General features: G+C 62.5%; 24 protein-coding genes. 2 read left to right on the forward strand and 22 right to left on the reverse strand.

Translation table 11 applies throughout. The features are described from left to right. Positions 1–22 precede the first annotated feature (22 nt). The 17 genes from lpdA to sdhC all read right to left on the reverse strand — a co-directional run bounded on the left by lpdA (position 23) and on the right by sdhC (position 17485). On the reverse strand, positions 23–1429 hold the full coding sequence (gene lpdA, locus B5E41_RS02765; RefSeq protein ID WP_088390892.1) for a dihydrolipoyl dehydrogenase: 1407 nt from the start codon (positions 1427–1429) through the stop codon (positions 23–25). A 26-nt stretch (positions 1430–1455) separates the two neighbouring features. Then, positions 1456–1701, reverse strand: coding sequence for a hypothetical protein (locus B5E41_RS02770; protein WP_088390894.1), 246 nt, complete (start codon positions 1699–1701; stop codon positions 1456–1458). Positions 1702–1722: 21 nt separating this feature from the next. Next, the gene (locus tag B5E41_RS02775) at positions 1723–2475 is read right to left on the reverse strand and encodes an SDR family oxidoreductase (protein ID WP_088390896.1); all 753 of its coding nucleotides are present in this window, start codon (positions 2473–2475) and stop codon (positions 1723–1725) included. Then, positions 2472–3002: a hypothetical protein gene (locus B5E41_RS02780; RefSeq protein ID WP_088390898.1), complete on the reverse strand. Its 531-nt coding sequence runs from the start codon at positions 3000–3002 to the stop codon at positions 2472–2474. The genes B5E41_RS02775 and B5E41_RS02780 overlap by 4 nt, the downstream gene beginning before the upstream one ends. After that, positions 2999–3748, reverse strand: a complete 750-nt coding sequence (locus tag B5E41_RS02785; protein WP_088390900.1) for a DUF4241 domain-containing protein — start codon at positions 3746–3748, stop codon at positions 2999–3001. The genes B5E41_RS02780 and B5E41_RS02785 overlap by 4 nt, the downstream gene beginning before the upstream one ends. A gap of 12 nt (positions 3749–3760) precedes the next feature. Beyond that, on the reverse strand, positions 3761–5017 hold the full coding sequence (gene odhB / locus B5E41_RS02790) for a 2-oxoglutarate dehydrogenase complex dihydrolipoyllysine-residue succinyltransferase (RefSeq protein WP_064811503.1): 1257 nt from the start codon (positions 5015–5017) through the stop codon (positions 3761–3763). Positions 5018–5056: 39 nt separating this feature from the next. Further along, positions 5057–5365, reverse strand: a complete 309-nt coding sequence (locus B5E41_RS02795; RefSeq protein WP_088390902.1) for a YciI family protein — start codon at positions 5363–5365, stop codon at positions 5057–5059. A 15-nt stretch (positions 5366–5380) separates the two neighbouring features. Then, entirely contained in the window at positions 5381–8365 is a 2985-nt protein-coding gene (locus tag B5E41_RS02800; protein WP_088391341.1) for a 2-oxoglutarate dehydrogenase E1 component, read from the reverse strand. 170 nt (positions 8366–8535) lie between these two features. Beyond that, positions 8536–9438, reverse strand: coding sequence for a succinate--CoA ligase subunit alpha (gene sucD, locus B5E41_RS02805; protein WP_088390904.1), 903 nt, complete (start codon positions 9436–9438; stop codon positions 8536–8538). Positions 9439–9457: 19 nt separating this feature from the next. After that, entirely contained in the window at positions 9458–10651 is a 1194-nt protein-coding gene (gene sucC / locus B5E41_RS02810; RefSeq protein WP_088390906.1) for an ADP-forming succinate--CoA ligase subunit beta, read from the reverse strand. 34 nt (positions 10652–10685) lie between these two features. Then, positions 10686–11648 (reverse strand): malate dehydrogenase, encoded by a 963-nt coding sequence (gene mdh / locus B5E41_RS02815; RefSeq protein ID WP_010034465.1) that lies wholly within the window; start codon positions 11646–11648, stop codon positions 10686–10688. Between the two features lie 176 nt (positions 11649–11824). Beyond that, on the reverse strand, positions 11825–12988 hold the full coding sequence (gene zapE / locus B5E41_RS02820; RefSeq protein ID WP_088390908.1) for a cell division protein ZapE: 1164 nt from the start codon (positions 12986–12988) through the stop codon (positions 11825–11827). A gap of 80 nt (positions 12989–13068) precedes the next feature. Then, the gene (locus tag B5E41_RS02825) at positions 13069–13584 is read right to left on the reverse strand and encodes a protease inhibitor Inh/omp19 family protein (protein WP_088391343.1); all 516 of its coding nucleotides are present in this window, start codon (positions 13582–13584) and stop codon (positions 13069–13071) included. Positions 13585–14051: 467 nt separating this feature from the next. Next, positions 14052–14831 carry a succinate dehydrogenase iron-sulfur subunit gene (locus B5E41_RS02830; RefSeq protein WP_011427088.1) on the reverse strand — a complete coding sequence of 260 codons (780 nt, stop codon included), beginning with the start codon at positions 14829–14831 and terminating at the stop codon, positions 14052–14054. 18 nt (positions 14832–14849) lie between these two features. Then, positions 14850–16691 carry a succinate dehydrogenase flavoprotein subunit gene (gene sdhA, locus B5E41_RS02835; protein WP_088390910.1) on the reverse strand — a complete coding sequence of 614 codons (1842 nt, stop codon included), beginning with the start codon at positions 16689–16691 and terminating at the stop codon, positions 14850–14852. Positions 16692–16698: 7 nt separating this feature from the next. Beyond that, positions 16699–17079: a succinate dehydrogenase, hydrophobic membrane anchor protein gene (gene sdhD / locus B5E41_RS02840; protein ID WP_064805439.1), complete on the reverse strand. Its 381-nt coding sequence runs from the start codon at positions 17077–17079 to the stop codon at positions 16699–16701. 10 nt (positions 17080–17089) lie between these two features. Beyond that, complete coding sequence (sdhC, locus tag B5E41_RS02845; RefSeq protein WP_064805441.1) at positions 17090–17485, reverse strand: succinate dehydrogenase, cytochrome b556 subunit; 396 nt, start codon at positions 17483–17485, stop codon at positions 17090–17092. Between the two features lie 415 nt (positions 17486–17900). Here sdhC and B5E41_RS02850 point away from each other — a divergent pair, with 415 nt between their 5' ends. After that, the gene (locus B5E41_RS02850) at positions 17901–18404 is read left to right on the forward strand and encodes a hypothetical protein (RefSeq protein ID WP_088390912.1); all 504 of its coding nucleotides are present in this window, start codon (positions 17901–17903) and stop codon (positions 18402–18404) included. On the opposite strand, the gene B5E41_RS02855 is transcribed toward B5E41_RS02850, so the two are convergent. The 5 genes from B5E41_RS02855 to tsaD are packed head-to-tail and all read right to left on the reverse strand — an operon-like array spanning position 18401 to position 21876. Continuing rightward, a complete protein-coding gene (locus B5E41_RS02855) occupies positions 18401–19054 on the reverse strand; it encodes a class I SAM-dependent methyltransferase (RefSeq protein ID WP_088390914.1) in 654 nt (217 codons plus the stop codon). The genes B5E41_RS02850 and B5E41_RS02855 overlap by 4 nt on opposite strands. 6 nt (positions 19055–19060) lie before the next feature. Further along, complete coding sequence (locus B5E41_RS02860) at positions 19061–19492, reverse strand: EVE domain-containing protein (RefSeq protein ID WP_088390916.1); 432 nt, start codon at positions 19490–19492, stop codon at positions 19061–19063. 2 nt (positions 19493–19494) lie between these two features. After that, complete coding sequence (locus B5E41_RS02865) at positions 19495–19788, reverse strand: YciI-like protein (protein WP_064805448.1); 294 nt, start codon at positions 19786–19788, stop codon at positions 19495–19497. 10 nt (positions 19789–19798) lie between these two features. After that, entirely contained in the window at positions 19799–20782 is a 984-nt protein-coding gene (locus B5E41_RS02870; protein WP_088390918.1) for an NAD(P)H-dependent glycerol-3-phosphate dehydrogenase, read from the reverse strand. Then, positions 20779–21876 carry a tRNA (adenosine(37)-N6)-threonylcarbamoyltransferase complex transferase subunit TsaD gene (tsaD, locus tag B5E41_RS02875; protein WP_088390920.1) on the reverse strand — a complete coding sequence of 366 codons (1098 nt, stop codon included), beginning with the start codon at positions 21874–21876 and terminating at the stop codon, positions 20779–20781. The genes B5E41_RS02870 and tsaD overlap by 4 nt, the downstream gene beginning before the upstream one ends. Positions 21877–21948: 72 nt before the next feature. Here tsaD and hemC point away from each other — a divergent pair, with 72 nt between their 5' ends. Further along, entirely contained in the window at positions 21949–22878 is a 930-nt protein-coding gene (gene hemC / locus B5E41_RS02880; protein WP_088390922.1) for a hydroxymethylbilane synthase, read from the forward strand. The last annotated feature ends 1 nt before the right edge of the window (position 22879 follow it).

The following is a 22879-nucleotide window of genomic DNA, read 5'->3' on the forward strand; positions in this document are numbered from 1 at the left end:
GCTTCATTACGAAGATGTAAGATTACATGTGGATCGGCTTGAAGAAGGTCGCGAGCGCAGCTTCCTTGACCGCTTCCGACATCGTCGGGTGCGCGTGGCAGCTGCGGCCGAGATCTTCCGACGAACCGCCGAACTCCATCAGCACGGCAATCTCGTGGATCATCTCGCCGGCGCCGAAGCCGACGATATGGCCGCCGAGCACGCGGTCGGTGTCCTTGTCGGCGAGGATCTTGACGAAACCGTCGGTCGCCAGCATCGCGCGGGCGCGGCCGTTGGCCGTGAACGGGAACTTGCCGACCTTGTAGGCGATACCCGCTGCCTTCAGCTCTTCCTCGGTCTTACCGACCGAGGCGATCTCGGGCTGCGTGTAGACGACGCTCGGAATGACCTCGTAATTGACGTGACCATGCTGCCCGGCGAGAATTTCGGCCAGCGCCACACCCTCGTCTTCCGCCTTGTGCGCCAGCATCGGACCCTTGACAACATCGCCGATCGCATAGATGCCGGCGACATTGGTCTTGAAGTGCCCATCGATCTCGACACGGCCGCGATTGTCGAGCGCAACACCGGCCTCTTCCAGGCCGAGGCCTGCGGTGTAGGGCTTGCGGCCGGTGGCGATCAGCACGACTTCGGCGTCGAGCGTCACCGCGTCACCGCCTTTGACCGGCTCGAAGGTGACCTTGGCACCCTTGCCGTCCTTCTCGACGCCGGTGACCTTGGCGCCGAGATGGAAATCGATGCCCTGCTTGGCGAGCATGCGCTGGAACTGCTTGGAGACCTCGCCGTCCATGCCGCCGAGGATGGTGTCGAGATATTCGACGACGGTCACCTTGGCGCCGAGACGCGACCAGACCGAGCCGAGTTCGAGCCCGATAACGCCGCCACCGACGACGATCAGCGTTTCCGGCACCTTTTCCAGTGCGATTCCGCCCGTGGACGAGATGATGGTCTTTTCATCGATCTCAACCTGCACGCCGGGAATTCCGGCGACATCGGAGCCGGTGGCGATGACGATGTTCCTGCCCTCGATCTCCTGCACCTGGCCGTCCTCGGCGATGACGGAAACCTTGCCGGCCGAAACGATCTTGCCGGTACCCTGGAAAGCGTCGATCTTGTTCTTCTTGAAGAGGAAGGCGACGCCGTCGACGTTCGCCTTCACCGTCGCATCCTTGTGTGCCATCATATTGCCGAGGTTGAGCGTCGGCGCCGACACGTCGATGCCGAGCGCGCTTAGTCCGTGGCCGGCCTGATGGAACATTTCGGAAGCATGCAGCAGCGCCTTCGACGGAATGCAGCCGACGTTCAGGCAGGTGCCGCCATAAGTGGCGCGCTTTTCGACGACGGCGACCTTGAGGCCGAGCTGAGCTGCCTTGACGGCGCAGACATAGCCACCCGGGCCGGTTCCGATAATGATCACATCATAAGACATTGCTTCTTTCCCTTTGAATTTTTCGTTTAATCGGCTGCGCGCGATAGCGCCAGGCGGAAGCCGAAGGCGACGAGTGCCGCTCCGGTGATGCGGTTGAACCATTTGCCACTGGCAATGAAGCGGTCACGGATCGTCTTGACTGTGAAGAATTTGGAGACGCCGGCAAACCCCATGCCGAGGCCGGTCATGATGGCGGCGAAATCGGCGCCCGATACGACGAGGAAGATCGAGAAGACGGCCATCAGGCCGAGGAATTCGAGAATATACTGCATGCTGCTTTTTGCCCCGTCCCTCTAGCGGCCGCCGCTCACATTGAGGATCGCGCCCGTGACATAGGAGGCGGAAGGAGAAAGAAGATAGAGGATAGCGTCCGCCACCTCCTCGGCGGTGCCCGGACGCTGCATCGGCACCGACGGCGCCATTTCGCGCGCCCGGTCCGGCAGTCCGCCGGAAGCATGCAGATCGGTTTCGATGATACCGGGTCTGACGGCATTCACACGAATACCCTCCGCCGCGACCTCACGCGCAAGCCCGATGGTGAAGGTATCGATCGCCGCCTTCGAGGCCGCATAATCGACATACTGTGTCGCCGAGCCGAGGATTGCCGCCATCGACGAAACGTTGACGATCGCGCCGCCCCGCCCATTATGACGGCTCGACATCCGGCGAACGGCCTCTCCCGCGCACAGGATGGAGCCGGTCACATTGACGCGCAGCATCCTTTCGATCCGCTCCATCGACATTTCGTCGACCCGCTGCGGGTAGTCGACAATGCCGGCATTGTTGACCAGCCCATCGAGCCGGCCGAAATGGCGATCGACCGCGGCAAACATGGCTGCGATATCGGCAGCCGTGCCGACATCGCCCTGGATCGCCATGGCCTCGCCGCCGGCCTCAGTGATCGTCGCAACGACAGCCTCCGCCGCCTGTCGACTGGAGGCATAATTCACCGCGACGCGCCAGCCCTGGCGCGCGGCGAGCCGGCAGACCGCGGCGCCAATGCCCCGGCTGCCGCCGGTCACGAGAACAACAGGTGCATTACTCATGTCGCACACTCCTTGAAAGTCAGCACGTCCCAGGGCGCCACCGAAGCCTTGCCCTCGCCCCAGGCGCTCGATTCACGAATGGCGGGACCAAGGCCGGGAAGCACGAGCTTTTCGGCCGCCGCCGCACCCTCCGGCTGCAGATTGTCCATCTCGCCCTTGGCATTCATGCCATAGACGGCGCCCTGCCAGACGGTGCAGGCATCGAGGTCGGCGCCGGTTGCGTCCCCTTCCGGGCAGTTGAACATCAGGATGCCGATCGCGCGCACCGGATCTTCCGACGGCATCACGTAGCCTTCCATGACGACGGATGTCTCGAGCGCATTGACCTTGAACTGGTTGCTGGCGGCAGCCGAGGGAGAATTCAGCGGTGTAAAACGCAGTTCATAGGCGCCGTCACGGTCGACGTAAACGGCGTGCTCTTGTTTGCAGTCTGCGGCGAACGCAACAACTGGAACGGCGAAAACCGCGGCAGCTGCAATCGCAGCCGCACCTCTCCGCCCTGCCGTGATCCCGATCGTCCCGCTCATTGCACCTTCGGCTCTCGCCGTCCGTCGGCCTTCTCGATCACACCAAAATCCGTCAACAGCACCAATGGACGGCCATCCTTGTCAAGGCCCCAGAAGACAGGATAGACACCGTCGCCCCAGCCGCTCCAGAACACGGCGACATTGCCCTTCTTGCCGGCAATCGGCCGGTGCAGCGCATAGTGGTTCTTGTTGGCATCGAGCTCCGAAGCCAGCACGTCGTCGTAATAATTGATGTCGGCATCCGGCTTCTGCGCCTGCACCTGAGCTTGCCGCTCGTCGATCAGCGCCAGCGTATCGGCATCCATGTAACAGCCAACGCCCGCATCGACGGGGTAGCCGAAGATCTCGTCATCCTTCAGCGTCGCCGGGTCCTGCCCGGGAACGACGGCCAGTTCCCAGTGATCAGGCTTGCCCTCGGCCAACCGCATGCTCGCCGCCGCGATGCGCCCGAAGGCCCGGTAGAGCGTCACCGGATAGTCGCCCGGCGCAACCGTTCTTGCCAGCGCCGGACGATCCGGCTGAGCAAGCGGATCGGCCGCGACGATGCGCCCCGACGTCAGCTCGACATCGCCCATATGGACCACGTCGATCGACCGGCTGGAGAGTTCAGCATCATCAAGCGTCACCAACTCGAAATTGCTGCTGGCCTTGCCGACATCCCAGCCGGCAGCCGACGCGGAGACCGGGGCATGCGCGGCGGCAGCGCAAAGAACAAGGCGCGCCGCTCGCATGATCCGGTGCCGCATCGAAATGCTCCCTTAGAGATCGAGAACCAGACGTTCCGGATCTTCGAGACTTTCCTTGACTCGCACGAGGAAAGTGACCGCTTCCTTGCCGTCGACGATGCGGTGATCGTAAGACAGCGCCAGATACATCATCGGACGGATGACCACCTGGCCGCCGATCGCAACCGGCCGCTCCTGGATCTTGTGCATGCCGAGAATGCCGGACTGCGGCGCGTTGAGGATCGGCGAAGACATCAGCGAACCGTAGACACCGCCGTTGGTGATGGTGAAGGTGCCGCCCTGCATGTCGGCCATAGCAAGCGAGCCGTCACGCGCCGCCTTGGCAAGACGACCGAGTTCCTTCTCGATTTCGGCGATCGACATCTGGTCGGCGTCGCGGATAACAGGAACGACAAGACCCTTGTCGGTGCCGACGGCCATGCCGACATGGCAGTAGTTCTTGTAGATGACGTCGGCGCCGTCGATCTCGGCATTGACCGCCGGCAGCTCCTTCAGCGCATGCGTCACAGCCTTGGTGAAGAAGCCCATGAAGCCGAGCTTGACGCCGTGCTTCTTCTCGAAAATGTCCTTGTACTTGTTGCGCAGATCCATGACCGCCTTCATGTCCACCTCGTTATAGGTGGTCAGCATGGCGGCGGTGTTCTGCGCGTCCTTGAGGCGCTTGGCGATCGTCTGGCGCAGGCGCGTCATCTTCACGCGCTCTTCGCGCGAGGCATCCTCGACCGTCGACGGGCCACGCGCTGCAACCGGCGCCGCTGCGGGTACGGCCGCCGGAGCGGAAATGCCCTTGGCGACGGCGGCAATGACATCGCCCTTCAGCACCTGGCCACGTTTGCCGCTGCCGTCGATCTGATCGGCGGAAAGATTGCTTTCAGCCAGCATCTTCGCAGCCGCCGGTGCCGGCGGCATGGTGGAGACGGAAGCGCTCGACGAGGATGCAGCGGCAGCAGCAGCCGGCTGGGCCGCGGCAGCCGGGGCCGGCTGGGCGGGAACGGCAGCCGGTGCGGCAGCAGCCGACGCGGCAGCACCGGCACCTTCGGCGATCTGGCCGAGCAGTGCACCGAGACCGACGGTCTCGCCGGCGGCGGCGACGATTTCCGACAGCGTGCCGGAGACAGGCGCGGGAACTTCGATGGTCACCTTGTCGGTTTCAAGCTCCAGAATCGGCTCGTCGGCCTTGATGGCGTCGCCGACCTTCTTGAACCAGGTGCCGACGGTTGCCTCGCTGACGGATTCACCGAGAGTTGGAACGCGGATTTCTGTGGCCATTGTTCAAATCCTGATTTCGTGTGTTTTCGTTTATGCGTTTCAGACGGCGGGCGGCCGCAAAATGATCGAGGGCATCGGCAAAATATCGAAACGGAACCCGAGAGCGGAAGCGATGATCGGATCGCCGTCGGCAAGAGCTTGCGCCGCCGGCTGATCCTCCACTTCGACGACTGCCATGCCGAAGGCGCCTGCACCCTCGAACACGGGACCGACGACAATTGCCGATCCCGCAAGGGCCTGCCGATGCCAATATTCGAGATGGCGTTTCATCGCCGCCATTTCCTCCCCGGTCCCGTCATGCGGGAAAGTGGGGCGCGGCGGCAGCAGTCTTAAAAAGAAATAAGCCATTGCGCCCCCCTTTGATTAGCCGCCCAATGCATCCTCGAGGAATGCGGCGAGCTGCGACAGATGCTTCGACATCAGGCCCGTCGCCGGCGAGGCGGCGGCCGGGCGGCCGGTATAGCGGACGCGCTGGTACTTCGCATCGATGTGGGCAAGCACCCATTCGAGGAAGGGGTCGATGAACGACCATGCGCCCATGTTCTTCGGCTCTTCCTGGCACCATACCATTTCGGCGTTGCGGAAACGCGACAGCTCGTTGATGAGCGCCTTAGCCGGGAAAGGATAAAGCTGTTCGACGCGCAGCAGATAGATGTCGTCGATACCGCGCTTTTCACGCTCTTCGAGAAGATCGTAATAGACCTTGCCGGAGCACATGACGACACGGCGGATCTTGTTGTCCTTCTGCAGCTTGATCGGGCCGTCCTTGATCACTTCGGCATCGTCCCAGAGCAGGCGATGGAAAGCCGATTCGCCGGCGAGTTCCGCAAGCGTCGAAACTGCCCGCTTGTGGCGAAGCAGCGATTTCGGAGTCATCAGGATCAGCGGCTTGCGGAAGTCGCGCTTCAGCTGCCGGCGCAGGATGTGGAAGTAGTTCGCCGGCGTCGTGACGTTGGCGACCTGCATGTTGTCTTCCGCGCAGAGCTGCAGGAAGCGTTCCAGACGAGCTGAGGAGTGCTCCGGGCCCTGGCCTTCATAGCCGTGCGGCAGCAGGCAGACGAGGCCGGACATGCGCAGCCACTTGCGTTCGCCCGACGAGATGAACTGGTCGAAGACCACCTGCGCGCCGTTGGCGAAATCGCCGAACTGCGCTTCCCAGAGCGTCAGCGCATTCGGGCGGGCGAGCGAGTAGCCGTATTCGAAGCCGAGCACGGCCTCTTCCGAAAGCATCGAGTTGATGACTTCGTAGCGGGCCTGCGTCGGCGAAAGATTGGCGAGCGGAATGTAGCGTTCCTCGGTTTCCTGATCATAGAGAACCGAATGGCGTTGCGAGAAGGTGCCGCGTTCGCAATCCTGACCGGACAGGCGGATCTTGTGGCCTTCGAGGCAAAGCGCGCCGAAAGCGAGCGCTTCGGCCATCGCCCAGTCGAGGCCCTCGCCGGTGGCGATCATGTTGGCCCGGTTTTCCATGAAACGCTGGATCGTGCGGTGCGCATTGAAGCCCGCCGGGATTTCCGAGAGCTTGCGGCCGATCTCCTTCAGCGTCTTCATCGGCACCGCGGTCTTGCCGCGGCGCTGCTCGTCGGCATTGTCGGCCGTGCGCAGGCCCGACCACTCGCCGTCCAGCCAGTCGGCCTTATTAGGCTTGTAGCTCTGGCCGGCCTCGAACTCCTGCTCGAGATGCGCGCGCCAGTCGGCCTTCATCTTCTCGACTTCGCCTTCGGTGAGCAGGCCCTCGGCGACGAGGCGCGCCGCATAGAGCTGCAGCACGGTCTTGTGACCGCGAATGACCTTGTACATCTTCGGCTGCGTGAAGGACGGTTCGTCGCCTTCATTGTGGCCGTAGCGGCGATAGCAGAACATGTCGAGCACCACAGGCTTGTGGAACTTCATGCGGAATTCGGTCGCGATCTTGGCTGCGTAGACGACCGCTTCCGGATCGTCACCGTTGACGTGCAGGATCGGCGCTTCGATCATCTTGGCGACATCGGACGGATAGGGCGACGAGCGCGAAAAGGCCGGGTTCGTCGTGAAACCGATCTGATTGTTGATGATGACGTGCATGGTGCCGGCAACACGGTGGCCGCGCAGACCGGAAAGACCGAGGATTTCGGCAATGACGCCCTGGCCGGCGAAGGCCGCATCGCCGTGGATCAGCAGCGGCAGAACCTTGGAGCGTTCGGAAAGCGGGATGATGTCGCCTTCCCACACCGTAGCGCTCATGTCCTGCTTGGCGCGCGCCTTGCCCATGACGACGGGATCGACGATTTCGAGATGCGACGGGTTTGCCGTCAGCGACACGTGTACCTTGTTGCCGTCGAATTCGCGGTCGGAGGATGCACCGAGATGATACTTGACGTCACCGGAGCCTTCGACTTCATCGGGTGCGTAGGAACCGCCCTTGAATTCGTGGAAAATGGCGCGGTGCGGCTTGCCCATGACCTGCGAGAGCACGTTGAGGCGGCCGCGATGGGCCATGCCGAACACGGCTTCCTTCAGGCCGAGATGACCGCCGCGCTTCAGGATCTGCTCCAGAGCCGGGATCAGCGATTCGCCGCCGTCGAGGCCGAAGCGCTTGGTGCCCTTGAACTTGACGTCGAGGAACTGTTCATAGCCTTCGGCTTCGACGAGCTTGGCAAGGATCGCCTTCTTGCCTTCAGCGGTGAAGGCCACGCCCTTGTCGGGGCCTTCGATGCGCTCCTGGATCCAGGCTTTCTCTTCCGGGTTGGAAATATGCATGAATTCGACGCCGAGTGTCGAGCAATAGGTGCGCTCGAGGATCTCGATCATCTCGGGGATGGTCGCATATTCCAGGCCGAGCACGTTGTCGATGAAGATCTTGCGGTCGTAATCGGCTGATGTGAAGCCGTAATTCTCAGGCGACAGCTCGCGATAATCGTCGACGGCGGCGGCGATTCCGAGCGGATCGAGCTTGGCATGCAGGTGGCCGCGCATGCGGTAGGCGCGGATCATCATGATGGCGCGGACGGAATCGCGCGTCGCCTGCAGCACGTCGGTGCTGTCGGCAGGCTTGCCCTCGGCTTCGGCCTTGGCCTTCACCTTCGTCTCGATCGCCTTTTCGACGATGCCCCAGTCGCCGTCGAGCGCCGACACCAGATCGCCGCGAGGTGCCAGCGGCCAGTTCTTCCTGCGCCAGGAGGCTCCCTTGGCCGCCTTCTTCACATCGGCAGGATCGTCTTCCAGCGCCTTGAAGAAGGTGCGCCATTGATCGTCGACCGACGCCGGATCCTCTTCGTAGCGCGCATAGAGCTGCTCGATATAGGCCGCGTTGGCGCCATCCAGAAACGAGGTGATCTGAAACTGCTCGTTGGCTTCTTGCCGTGCCATGGTGATATGCGGACGCTTCCGTCCGCCTCCTGACTTTGATGAATTTGCCGGCTTCGTCACCGGCTGCCGCATTCCGATTGCCGCCTGTCCGCGGCGCATCTGCTAGTCTCGTGCTGTCACACCGGGCGGAAACGCAGATGCCGCTCTTCCGCCCGGTCTATATGGCTGGCTTAGCCCTTGAGGACTTCAACCAAGGTCTTGCCGAGGCGGGCCGGAGACGGCGAGACGCGAATGCCTGCCGATTCCATCGCTGCGATCTTCGATTCCGCATCGCCCTTGCCGCCGGATACCACGGCGCCGGCATGGCCCATGGTGCGCCCCTTCGGCGCCGTACGGCCGGCGATGAAGCCGGCCATCGGCTTCTTGCGGCCCTTCTTGGCTTCGTCCTTGAGGAACTGAGCCGCGTCTTCTTCAGCAGAACCGCCGATTTCGCCGATCATGATGATCGAGGTCGTGGCTTCGTCGGCGAGGAACATCTCGAGCACGTCGATGAACTCGGTGCCCTTGACCGGGTCGCCGCCGATGCCGACGGCCGTCGTCTGGCCGAGACCTTCGTTGGAGGTCTGGAACACCGCTTCATAGGTCAGCGTGCCCGAGCGGGAGACGATGCCGACCGAGCCCTTGCGGAAGATCGAGCCCGGCATGATGCCGATCTTGCACTCTTCCGGCGTCATGATGCCCGGGCAGTTCGGCCCAAGCAGTCGCGACTTGGAGCGGTCGAGGCGCGCCTTGACGCGCACCATGTCCATGACCGGGATGCCTTCGGTGATGCAGGTGATGAACGGGATCTCGGCGTCGATCGCTTCGATGATCGCGTCGGCAGCGCCGGCCGGCGGAACGTAGATGACCGATGCGTTGGCGCCGGTCTTTTCCTTGCCTTCGGCGACGGTCGCGAAGATCGGCAGGCTTTCGCCCTTCGCGCCGGTCCAGGTTTCGCCGCCCTTCTTCGGGTGGATACCGCCGACCATCTGGGTGCCGTAGTAAGCGAGCGCCTGTTCGGTGTGGAACGTGCCGGTCTTGCCGGTCAGACCCTGAACGAGGACCTTGGTGTCTTTATTGACGAGAATAGACATTCTTTCCGATCCCTCAAAATTAGCCGTTGATCGCCGCGACGATCTTCTTGGCCGCATCGTCCAAGTCGTCAGCCGCCGTGATCGCGAGACCCGACTCGTTCAGGATCTTCTTGCCGAGCTCGACATTGGTGCCTTCAAGGCGCACGACGAGCGGAACCTTGAGGCCGACTTCCTTGACCGCGGCAATGACGCCCTCGGCGATGACGTCGCACTTCATGATGCCGCCGAAGATGTTGACGAGAATGCCTTCGACCTTGGGGTCTGCGGTGATGATCTTGAACGCCGCAGCGACCTTCTCCTTGCCGGCGCCGCCGCCGACGTCGCAGAAGTTGGCCGGCTCCTTGCCGTACAGCTTGATGATGTCCATCGTCGCCATGGCGAGGCCCGCGCCGTTGACCATGCAGCCGATATTGCCGTCGAGCGCAACATAGGCGAGGTCCCACTTGGAAGCCTCGATTTCCTTGGCGTCTTCTTCGGTCTCGTCGCGCAGCGCCCGGACGTCGTCGTGACGGAAGAGCGCATTGCCGTCGAACGACATCTTGGCGTCGAGGACGCGCAGATGGCCATTCTTCATGACGATCAGCGGATTGATTTCGAGAAGGGACATGTCCTTCTCGTTGAAGGCCTTGTAGAGCAGCGGGAAGAGCGACTTGGCGTCTTCTGCGGCAGCGCCTTCGAGCTTGAGAGCGGCGGAGATCTTGGCGACGTCGGCAGCCGTCACGCCGGCTTCCGGATCGATGGCGATGGTCTGGATCTTCTCGGGCGTATCGTGGGCGACAGCTTCAATGTCCATGCCGCCTTCGGTGGACACGACGAAGGCGACCTTACCGACCGAGCGGTCGACCAGCAGCGAGCAGTAGAGTTCGCGTTCGATGTCGGCGCCCTCTTCGATATAGAGGCGATTGACCTGCTTGCCGGCGACGCCGGTCTGCGCAGTCACCAGCGTGTTGCCGAGCATCTCCTTGACATTGGCAACGACGTCTTCGATCGACTTGGCGAGACGTACGCCGCCCTTGGCTTCCGGCGACAGTTCCTTGAACTTGCCCTTGCCGCGGCCGCCCGCGTGGATCTGGCTCTTGACCACGTAAAGCGGGCCGGGAAGCGACTTGGCGGCCGCCTCGGCCTCTTCAACCTTGAGAATTGCCACACCCTCGGCAACCGGTGCGCCATAGCCCTTCAGCAGAGCCTTGGCCTGATATTCATGAATGTTCATGGGTCTATCCCTGTTTCGATTACTTCAGCGCCGATTACTTCAGGGCAGGCGCGATGTTGATGCAGGCTTCGCAGAGACCGGCAACGGCGCCGACGGACTTGTCGAAGGCTTCCTTCTCTGTCTTGTTGAGGTCGATCTCGATGACACGCTCGACGCCGCCGGCGCCGATGACGGTGGGAACGCCGACATACATATCCTTGACGCCGTACTGGCCGGTCAGATGGGCCGCGCAAGGTAGGACGCGCTTCTTGTCCTTGAGGTAGGATTCGGCCATTTCGATCGCCGAGGCAGCCGGCGCATAATAGGCCGAACCGGTCTTCAGCAAGCCGACGATCTCGGCGCCGCCGTCACGGGTGCGCTGGATGATCTCTTCGAGGCGCTCCTTGGTGACCCAGCCCATGGTGACGAGGTCGGTGAGCGGAATGCCGCCGACCGTCGAGTAGCGGGCGAGCGGCACCATCGTGTCGCCGTGGCCGCCGAGCACGAAGGCCGTCACGTCCTGAACGGAGACGTTGAATTCCTTGGCGAGGAAGAGACGGAAGCGCGAGGAGTCGAGAACACCGGCCATGCCGACGACCTTGTTGGCCGGAAGGCCCGAGAACTTCTGCAAGGCCCAGACCATGGCATCGAGCGGATTGGTGATGCAGATCACGAAGGCGTTCGGGGCATACTTCTTGATGCCGGCGCCGACCTGCTCCATGACCTTGAGGTTGATGCCGAGAAGGTCGTCGCGGCTCATGCCCGGCTTGCGCGGGACGCCGGCGGTGACGATGCAGACGTCGGCACCTTCGATCGCCGAATAGTCGCTGGCGCCGGTCAGATTGGCGTCGAAGCCTTCGACCGGAGAGGACTGTGCGATGTCGAGGCCCTTGCCCTGGGGGATGCCGTCGGCGATGTCGAAGAGGACGATGTCGCCCAGTTCCTTCAGGCCGGCGAGATGCGCCAGCGTGCCACCAATCATGCCAGAACCAATGAGTGCGATCTTGTTACGCGCCATTTCGCTGTTTCCTTTGCGATCAAATTCGTCGAACGACGCTTGAAGGCACCGCCCAATGACGCACTCGCATAGACCCAAAGGCTAAAAATGGCAATCCATTAATTTTGATGCAGCATTTTCAATCGTTTAGATACAAAAATTCTTACGTAAACGTAAGAGATTTTGTCACTGGGTTGTTACTCTGCGGCGCGTTTCTCATGGTGCAGCGCAAGATATTCCGCGCTCCGCATCTCGAACAGGCGCGAGGCCGTGCGATCGAATTCAAAGCCCTCGGTGCCCCGGCGGTTGACGAGCAGGTCCTCCGGCAACGCCGCCGCGGATATGTAAAGCCGCACGGCATGATCGTAGAGCGTATCGACCAGAATGATGAAACGCTTGATCTGGTTCCGCTTCTCCGGCCCGAGCAACGGAACGTGATCGAGGAAGACCACATCGAAGCGTTCGGCGATGGCCAGGAAGTCGGCGGCCCCGAGCGGCTTGTCGCAGAGATCGGCGAAAGAGAAGCGCGCCATCCGGTCAGCGGCAAGCGGCACGTGGATGGAGCGCCCCTTCATCGGAATATCGAGCGGCTGCGCCTTGCGCCCATGCAGCGCCTGCGTCCAGGACGCCTCCATCGCCATGTCGTTATGTTCGCTGATTGGCACGAGATAAACCGGCTGGCTGTTCAGCTTCTCCATCCGGTAATCGGTCGGCGAATCCAGCGTGACGACGTCGACATGCTGCTTGAGTAGAGCGAGGAAGGGCAGGAACAGGCCGCGATTGAGCCCATCCTTGTAGAGATTGTCCGGTTCGACGTTCGAGGTCGCGATCAGCACGCATCCCCGCGAAAAGAGTTCGGAAAACAACCGCGACAGGATCATCGCGTCGGCAATGTCGGTGACGGTGAATTCATCGAAGCAGAGCAGTTCCGCTTCCTCGTAAAGGGCTGCGGCCACCGGCGGCATCGGATCGGCTTGCTTCGTCTCGCCGTTCTTGAGCTTCAGCCGGTGTGCCGCGATACGGTTGTGCACATCCGCCATGAATTCATGGAAATGCGCCCGGCGCTTCTTCCTGCACGGCGCCATGGCAAAGAACATGTCCATCAGCATGGTCTTGCCGCGTCCGACGCTGCCGTGAATGTAAAGCCCCTTGATGCCGCCTGCGGCTTTCTTCTTCGAGGCGAACAGCCAGCCCAGCGCGCTCGATTTCGCCGCCGGTCGCTGCTGCTTCAGCCCGGCGAGCACCCGATCCAGGCTTTTGGCCACATCCATCTGGGCGGAATCGACCTGCAAAGCACCGGAAAGCGTCAGCGATTTAAGCTGTTCGCAGACGCTGAGCGCATAATCTGGCATTGGCTGCATAAGGGCATGTCCGCCTGTCGGTCATCGGCGGGGCGCCGCCGGATCGTTTACCGCGCCGGTTTGATTACCGCGCCGGTTAATTACCGGCTGAGGCTGATCTGCTGACCGGTATTGGTCTGGCCCTGGAAGCGATTGTCGGCCGTCTTGTAGACGCTGCCGATCTGGTTGCCCGAACGATCCTTGAGCAGCACCTGCTTGCCCGCGACCTCCCAGGAGCCCATCGCCGTCAGCTCGCCGACGCAGCCGCGCGTGCCGCCACGCGAGCCGCTGCCGAGATTGGTGAGCGTCAGGAACATGTCACAGCTGCCGTTGACGCGCCAGCTTCCGACCATCGATTCCTTGGTGACGTCGAGCGCATTCGCAGCCATGGCGCCGGACTGTGCCCCAGGCATCGGTGCCGTCGCCGTCGGCGCGGCCGGAAACTGCGAGCTGCCGGTCGGCGGCGGAAGCTGGCCGCCCTGGACGGAGGGGACAGGCTGCGCCGTCAACGGCGCCGGCCCGGCGTTCGAGTTGGAGCTGTAATCATATGCCGTACGCTGACAACCGGCTAGCGCGAGAGCCACCACCAGACCTGTCATCGCATATCGCAACTGCATCATCATACTCCTGAATTCGGCTATCGCCGCAAAGAACGGGCGTGAGACAAGTTCGATTATCGTAATTCGCTTTGGTTAATCAAGTCGGGTTGCAGAAATTGCCCGTGACAACACCTAACCGAAAAACGATACAGTTCAACTGCCCTGCTGCAAAACTTCCTGCACATAGAATTTGTCAGCAAGGTGTTGCGCACGCTCATCTCTGCCAGGATTTCTGCCAAACGCCCGCAAGGTCTCTGAATAGTGCTCGAACAAACTGCGCAGGAATAGCCCACACCGGCTTCGCCGTGGTCTTGAAAATGTTGCCGCATAAGCCCGACATAATTTGCCGCAACCTTCCCGGCACCATGATGATCGCGAGGCGGAAAGCCCCAGGCGCGATTGCCGCTTTCGATCGCCAAACCGATGCGTGATCTCCGCGACGGCTCCGGGATCGAAGCCGTCCAGTCGAGTGGCATGCATACCAATCAGACCCGGCGCTCGACCATCATCTTCTTGATTTCGGCGATTGCCTTGGCCGGGTTGAGGCCCTTCGGGCAGGTCTGCGCGCAGTTCATGATCGTATGGCAGCGGTAGAGGCGGAACGGATCCTCGAGGTTGTCGAGACGTTCGCCGGTCGCCTCGTCTCTGGAATCGATCAGCCAGCGATAGGCCTGCAGCAGAACGGCCGGACCGAGATAACGGTCGCCGTTCCACCAGTAGCTCGGACAGGAGGTCGAGCAGCAGGCGCAGAGGATGCATTCATAAAGACCGTCGAGCTTCTGCCGGTCCTCATGGCTCTGCTTCCATTCCTTGGCCGGCGTCGGCGACACCGTCTTCAGCCAGGGCTCGATTGAGCGATGCTGGGCGTAGAAGTTGCTGAGATCGGGCACCAGATCCTTGACGACAGGCAGATGCGGCAGCGGATAGATCTTCACCGCGCCCGTGATATCGTCGAGGCCCTTCGTGCAGGCAAGCGTGTTGGTGCCGTCGATGTTCATCGCGCAGGAACCGCAGATCCCTTCGCGACAGGAGCGGCGCAGCGTCAGCGTCGGGTCGATCTTGTTCTTGATGTAGAGCAGACCGTCGAGCACCATCGGGCCGCAATCGTCGACATCGATATAGAAGGTGTCGATCGACGGATTCTGGCCATCGTCCGGGCTCCAGCGGTAGACGCGGAATTCGCGCGTGTTGGTCGCACCGGCCGGCTTCGGCCAGACCTTGCCTTCGCGCATCTGGGAATTTTTGGGGAGAGCGAGTTCAACCATGCCGGGTTCCTCTTGAAATCAGTAGACGCGCGCCTTCGGTTCGATCTTGTGCGGATCGATGCCTTCGGCGATCAGCTCGGTGTGGACAGGCCGGTAGTCGAGTTTCACCTCGCCTGCCTCGCTCACCCAGGCGAGCGTATGCTTGCGCCAGTTGACGTCGTCGCGGCCGGCGAATGCGCCCTCGGTGTAATCCTCGCGGGCGTGCGAACCGCGGCTCTCCTTGCGGGCCTCGGCGCCGTAGATCGTCGTGATGGCGTTTGCCATCAGGTTCTGCAGCTCGAGCGTTTCCACGAGATCGGAGTTCCAGACCATCGACCGGTCGGTGACCTTGATGTCCTTCATTTCGCCCCAGATCGCCGAAATACGCCGGCAACCGGATTCCAGCGATTCCTGCGTGCGGAAGACGGCGGCGTCTTCCTGCATAGCGCGCTGCATCTTCTCGCGCAGCACAGCCGTCGGCGTGCCGCCGCTGGCGTGACGCAGGCCGTCGAAGCGGTCCATGATCTTGTCGCAGGCGGCCACGTTGAGATGCGGGATCGGCTCCGCGCGGTCGATCACCTCGCCGGCGCGGATCGCGGCGGCGCGGCCAAAGACCACGAGGTCGATCAGCGAGTTGGAGCCGAGGCGGTTGGCGCCGTGCACGGAGGCACAGCCGGCTTCACCCACAGCCATCAGGCCGGGGATGATCCGCTCCGGATTGGCGGCGTCGGCGTTCAGCACTTCGCCCCAGTAATTGGTGGGAATGCCGCCCATATTGTAATGCACGGTCGGCAGAACCGGGATCGGTTCGCGCGTGACGTCGACGCCGGCAAAAATCTTGGCGCTCTCGGAAATCCCCGGCAGGCGCTCATGCAGAACCGCCGGATCGAGATGGTCGAGATGCAGGAAGATGTGATCCTTGTTCCTGCCGACGCCGCGGCCTTCGCGGATCTCCAGCGTCATGCAGCGCGAGACGACATCGCGCGAGGCAAGATCCTTGGCCGAAGGTGCATAACGCTCCATGAAGCGCTCACCCTCGGAGTTGACGAGGTAACCGCCTTCGCCGCGCGCACCTTCGGTGATCAGACAGCCCGAACCGTAGATGCCGGTCGGGTGGAACTGCACGAATTCCATGTCCTGAAGCGGCAGGCCGGCGCGTGCCACCATGCCGCCGCCGTCACCGGTGCAGGTATGGGCCGAGGTCGCCGAGAAATAGGCGCGGCCGTAGCCGCCGGTCGCCAGCACCACCATCTTTGCAGCGAAGCGATGGATCGTACCGTCATCGAGGCACCAGGCGACGACACCGGTGCAGCGGCTGCCGTCCTCAGACATGATCAGATCGAGCGCGAAATATTCGATGAAGAATTCGGCGTTGTTGCGCAGTGACTGGCCGTAGAGCGTATGCAGGATGGCATGGCCGGTACGGTCGGCAACGGCGCAGGTGCGCTGCACCGGCGGACCCTCGCCGTAATTCTGCATGTGGCCGCCGAACGGGCGCTGGTAGATCTTGCCTTCCTCGTTGCGCGAGAACGGCACGCCGTAATGCTCGAGCTCATAGACCGCCTTCGGCGCTTCCATGGTCAGATACTGCATGGCGTCAACGTCGCCGAGCCAGTCGGAACCCTTGACGGTGTCATAGAGATGCCACTGCCAGCTGTCCGGCGTCATGTTGCGCAGCGAGGCGGCGATGCCGCCCTGGGCCGCAACCGTATGCGAGCGGGTCGGGAACACCTTGGTGATGCAGGCGGTGCGGAAACCCTGCTCGGCCATGCCGAGCGTCGCGCGCAAGCCCGCGCCGCCGGCGCCGACGACGATCACGTCATAGGAGTGGTCGACATATTTGTAGGCCTTGCCGTTCTGGGCGGGTGAAGTGGGTGCCATGTCGAGCTTATCCTACGAATGCGATTTTCAGAATGGCGAAGAGACAGAGGCTGGCGATCACGATCGCGAAGAACGTGTTCAGCATCAGCAGAGCGATCTTGCCGAATTCGGCATGCACGTAATCCTCGATGATCACCTGCATGCCGAGCTTCATATGGATGACGCCCGATATCACCATCAATCCCATGACGACAGCGACAAAGGGGTTCGACAGGGCACGAACCACATCCGCATAGGGCGCGCCGGCATAGGTGATCATGAAGATGACGAAGAAGAGGATCAACGGAATATTGGAGACGGCGGTCAGCCGCTGGCGCCAGAAGTGACTTGTGCCTTCCTTGGCGGAGCCGAGCCCGCGAACCTTGCCGAGGGGGGTGCGCATATCCATGAGAGGGCCTTCAGAAGCGAATGAGGAAGCCGATCGCCCAGACCAGCACGGTCAGACAGAGCGATCCGATGACGTTGGCGATGGCGAGCTTGGTCGAGACTTCCTTCTCGAAGCCGTGGCCGAGGTCCCACATGAGGTGGCGAAAACCGCCGAGCATGTGGTGCAGCAGTGCCCAGGTGTAGCCGAGCAGCACGAGCTTGCCAAGAAGGCTGCCGAGCACCCAGTTGGCCCAGTCGTAAGAGCTCTGGCCACTTGCGGCCGCAATCAGCCACCAGGCGACGAGCAGCGTGCCGACGTAGAGCGCACCACCGGTGATGCGGTGGACGATCGACATGACCATGGTGGGAATAAGTTTATAGACTTGCAAATGCGGCGACAGGGGCCGGTTATTTGTCACGTTCGCCATCAGAACCTCGCGGCGGCTTCTCTGCGCTCCCGGATTTCGGAGCATGCTCAGTCAACCACACGAATGACAAAATTCTCTGTGTGCGTTGCATCAATTGCGACGTTTACTCACCGGGAAGCCCGACGACAAGCACAATCGCTGTGAGCCTTTAATTTAATCGATTCGGGTTACCGCGAAGTTTGCGGACGGCAGAAACTCCAGAAAAGCTGCGAAGCGCCTTTCCGTCCGGAATTGCGTAAGAACAAAAGGTTAGAGCGGTTCTGCGCTTCGCCGAAAGCGGAACTGCCCAACGAAAACTGGTCTTTTCGGCTCAATATTCATGCCGTCTTTCCAGGCGCATGGACAAGCCACGGCTTTTGGCGCAATCTGGCATTAACGATTTGTTAACGATCGGCAATTCCGGAGGCCGGCATTCATGTTTCGCAGTCTGCCTGCAGTCGCCCTGCTTGCGCTCGCCGCGCTCGTCGCCTTGCCTGCCGCCGCCGGCGAGCGCCGTCTCGATCATCGCTTCGCCGATCATCGCTTCCTTGGCCACCGCCACACCTTGCACAACGGATTGTTTCTCGGCCAACGTCTCGGCTGGCGCGATCGCGACATCCGTTTCGACAGCGCCTTTGTTCGCCGACACGGCAGGGAGCGGATGCCGTTCCTGAAGCAGTTTTCGTCCCCTGCGACAAATCGCATCGCCCGCAGCAGCCTGGTCATCTTCGCACCGCAGCCGCCGGGCGGCAGCGGCGACACCTATGCCGGCTCCTATGTCTATCAGATCGATGGCGGGACTTATGTCGGGGGCAATGGCTACGGCTATTATCCGACCGCACGGCTCGCGCCCCAGGCGCCGAAAGCGAAGGTCATCGACGTCGCCGTCCAGGACGATCCCTGCAGCTACGAGGCCAATGTCTGCGTGATCCGGCCCTAAGACTCTAAGCCGAAGCGCCAGACCGTCGTCTTCTTGATTTCGCTGTCCTCCAGCGCCCGCGTCACCGGCACCTGATAGGCCGCACAGAATTCTAGCTGTTCGCGTGGCAGATAGCTTCTCCCGGGATCGCCGACCAGCACCGGCCTGCCCTCGGCCGCCAGCCTCGCGAACCACGGAACGAGCGCAGCGGCAAAGCTGCGGTCGTAAAAGACGTCGCCGGCAAGCACGATATCCGCCTCGACACGCGCACCGACCAGGTCGGCGTCGGTAAATCCGAGCGCAACATGATTGGCCTCGGCATTCAGCCGGATCGCCGTCTTTGCCCAGGGGTCGATATCGGCAGCCAACACCTCGCGGGCACCGGCCATGACGGCCGCAATGCCGACAAGCCCGGAACCGCTGGCAAAATCCAGCACCCGCTTGCCGCGCACCATCTCCGGATGATCGAGGATGTAGCGTGCCAGCCCCTGCCCGCCCGCCCAGGCAAAAGCCCAGAAGGGCGGCGGCAGGCCGATGGCTTCCAGCTCCTCTTCGGTTTTCAGCCAGAGTTCATGTGCCTCGCTCGCCAGATAGAGCGAAATCTCCGGCACATGCGGCGGCGGCATCAGATTGGTATTCGCACGAATGAAGGCTTCCGGATCGGTCTTCAAAGATTTTCAGCGCGGTGGATTGTCGAGCCCGCCCATGTGGCAGACTTCGGCCCACTCGTCATCCGTCACCGGCTGCACGGAAAGGCGCATGGAGGTGACGAGCGACATCTTGGCGAGCTTCGGGTTCGCCTTGACGTCCTTCAAGGTCACCGGCTTCGGCATGTCCATGACGGCGCGGATATCGACGCAATCCCACTTCGGGTCGCCCTTGGCGGTGGAGTCGGGATGCGACAGCGCTGCGACTTCGACGATGCCGACGATCTCCAGCCCGTCATTAGAATGGTAAAAGAACCCTTTGTCGCCGATCTGCATCGCCCGCATGTTGTTGCGCGCCAGATAGTTGCGCACGCCGGTCCATTCCGTGCCCTTTTCGCCTGCGGCCTTCTGCTGCTCCCAGGACCAGGAGGCAGGTTCGGATTTATAGAGCCAATGCGCCATGCTCACGCCTCCGGTTTGTTGAAGACCCAGTTGAAGGGCTTGATATCGACGCTTTCGAACAAACCGGCCATGGCGTAAGGATCGGCGTCGGCGAGCGCCTTTGCCTCTTGTGCCGTCTCCGCCTTGACAAGCACCAGACTGCCGCAGGCTTTGCCCTCGTCGTCGAGGAAAGGGCCGGCCATGGAGAGCTTGCCTTCGGCATTGAGCTTGTCGAGATAGGCAAGATGCGTCGGCCGCGTCTCTATGCGGACGTTCAGATGTCCCGGCTTGTCCTTGCAGAGCAGGGCGAAAAGCATGTCTATTCTCCTATTCGGTGGTGATTGGACGCGTCATCAACTGCTCGATGGCGTCCGATATATCGAGCCTGCCGTCGATGATGGCGGAAACGGCATCGGTGATCGGCATGCTGATCGAAAGCTCCACGGCAAGCCGGGAGGCGACGGAAGCGGCAAACGCACCCTCCACCAGCGCGCCGTGCGCGGGATCGGTCTTTTCGCCGCGCCCGAGCGCAATGCCGAAACGCAGGTTTCGCGATTGATGGCTCGTCGCCGTCAGCACCAGATCGCCGAGACCGGAAAGTCCGCGCACCGTGTCGGCCTGACCGCCTTTGGCCACGATGAAACGCGACATTTCCGCGAGACCACGGGCAATCAATGCCGCACGGGCGGATTCACCGATGCCGCGGCCTTCGACGATGCCGCAGGCGATCGCCAGTACATTCTTGAGCGCGCCGCCGAGTTGCACGCCGATGCGATCGGTGGAGGCATAGAGCCGGAAGGTCCGCCCGGAGATCGCCTGAGCGAGCCGCTCGGCCGTCTCCATGTCATCAGCCGCGATCGCCATCGCCGTCGGCAGTCCTTTGGCGATATCGGCGGCAAATCCCGGACCGGAGAGAACCGCAACCGGATGGTCCGGCAGTTCCCGCTCCAGCATGTCGGTCAAAAGATTGCCCGTCGTCCGCTCGATGCCCTTGGCGCAGGTGACGACAACGGCATCCTTCGACATATAGGGGCCATATTGCTGCGCAGCATCGGCCTGCGCCTGCGAGGGCATCGCAAAAAGCACGATCGAGGCGTCGGCGACCGCCTCCGCCTCGGCGGAGAATTCCAGCGATTCCGGCAAGACAATGCCGGGCAGCACGGCACCATGCAGCCGTTCGCTCTTCAGATCGGCCATCAGCGATGGCTTGCGTCCGACGAGCGTTACGGCGCTGCGGCCGGCAAGGGCGATGACGGCGGCAAGTGCCGTCCCGAAAGCGCCCGATCCGATGACGACGATCTTTTCGCTCATGCCTTGGCTCCTCTCTTGCCAAAGCCGATCAGCGTTTCGGCATTGGCATCGAGCGGCCAGCGCGAACGCGGCTGCACGTCGAGTGTATCAGGCGCTACGCCCGTCGCCATGCGCTCGAGCCCCGCCCAGGCAATCATCACCGCATTGTCGGTGCAGAGGCTGAGCGGCGGCGCAATGAAGCGGAAGCCGTTCTTGTCGCAGAGCGCCTGCAGCGTCGCGCGCAGTTCGAGATTGGCGGCGACGCCGCCGGCAACGACCAGCGCCGGCTTCTCGCCGGTGGTCGGGAACTCCCTCTTGAACCGCTGCAGGCCGCGGCCGATGCGGTCCTTCAGCGTGCGCGAAATCGCCCGCTGGAACGAGGCGCAAATATCAGCCACGTCCTGATCGCTGAGCGGCGCGATATCCTGCGCCGCCTGCCGCACCGCCGTCTTCAGGCCGGAAAAGGAGAAATCGAGCCGCGCCTCGCCGACGAGCGGGCGCGGAAAATTGAACCGATCGGCATTGCCGTCGCGCGCCATCCGCTCCACCGCCGGACCGCCGGGATAGGGCAGGCCGAGCAGTTTTGCCGTCTTGTCGAAAGCTTCGCCGAGCGCATCGTCGATCGTCGTGCCCCAACGTTCATACTGTCCGACGCCGCGCACCAGGATCAGCTGGGTATGACCGCCGGAGACCAGCAGCACCAGATAGGGAAAGGAGAGCCCGTCGGTCAGCCGCGCCGTCAGCGCATGGCCCTCGAGATGGTTGACCGCATAGAGCGGTTTGCCGGCGGCCCTGGCGATCGCCTTGCCGGTCATCAATCCCACAAGCAGTCCGCCGATCAGACCCGGGCCTGAAGTGGCGGCGATGGCGTCTACATCATCAAGCGACACATTGGCGCGCTTCAGCGCCTGTTCGATCAGCTCGTCCAGCGCCTCGACATGGGCGCGCGCGGCGATCTCCGGCACCACGCCGCCATAGGCGCTGTGCTCGTCGAGCTGGGAAAGCACGACATCCGACAGGACGTTGCAATGCCCCTCCGCATCGCGCTCGACGACGGCTGCGGCCGTCTCGTCGCAGCTTGTTTCGATGCCGAGGATGCGCAGAAAGGGAACCATGTGGCCTGTTCATTCATTGCGATGGAACGGAAACCCGTTTACGAGAATTCCGGTAACAACGGAACAGAGCGGATGCAAACAAAACCTTTCCGGATCGGCACACGGGGCAGCCCGCTGGCGCTTGCCCAGGCGCATGAGGCCCGCGACAGGCTGATGGCGGCGCACAACCTGCCTGAAGAGATGTTCGAGATCGTCGTGCTGACCACCAGGGGCGACCGCATCACCGATCGGTCGCTGGCCGAGATCGGCGGCAAGGGTCTCTTCACCGAGGAGCTCGAACAGAAGCTTGTGTCAGGCGAGCTGGATTTTGCCGTGCACTCCGCCAAGGACATGCCGACGCATCTGCCGGACGGCCTTCACCTGTCTGCCTATCTGCCGCGCGAGGATATCCGCGACGCCGTCGTCGGCCGCACCGCGCGCAAGCTCATCGAGCTGCCGCATGGCGCCACCGTCGGCTCTTCGTCGCTGCGCCGCCAGGCGCTGATCCGCCGCATGCGGCCTGACATCAACGTCATTACCTTCCGCGGCCTCGTCGAAACCCGCCTGCGCAAGCTCGAAGAAGGGCAGGTGGATGCGACCCTGCTGGCGCTCGCCGGCCTGAAACGCCTCGGCAAAGTCGAGGTGATCACCGATATCCTCGAGCCCGACACCTTCCCACCGGCGCCGGCGCAGGGGGCGATCTGCATCGAAAGCCGCGTCGGCGACACAAAAATCGATGACCTGCTGGCGGCGGTCAACGATGCCGCGACCTTCGACACTGTCTCCTGCGAGCGCGCCTTCCTCACTGCTCTCGACGGCTCCTGCCGCACACCGATCGCCGGCTATGCCGTCTGCGAGGGCGACCTGATCCGATTCTCCGGCCTGATCCTCACGCCCGACGGCCGCAGCCAGCATGCGGTGACGACCGACGGCCACCGCCGCGATGCGGCCGCACTCGGCACCCGCGCCGGCCAGGACGTGCGCGCAAGAGCCGGCAGCACCTTCTTCGACGACTGGCGCTGAC

Origin of the sequence: Rhizobium esperanzae, assembly GCF_002204185.1 — a bacterium.
Taxonomy (GTDB): domain Bacteria; phylum Pseudomonadota; class Alphaproteobacteria; order Rhizobiales; family Rhizobiaceae; genus Rhizobium; species Rhizobium esperanzae.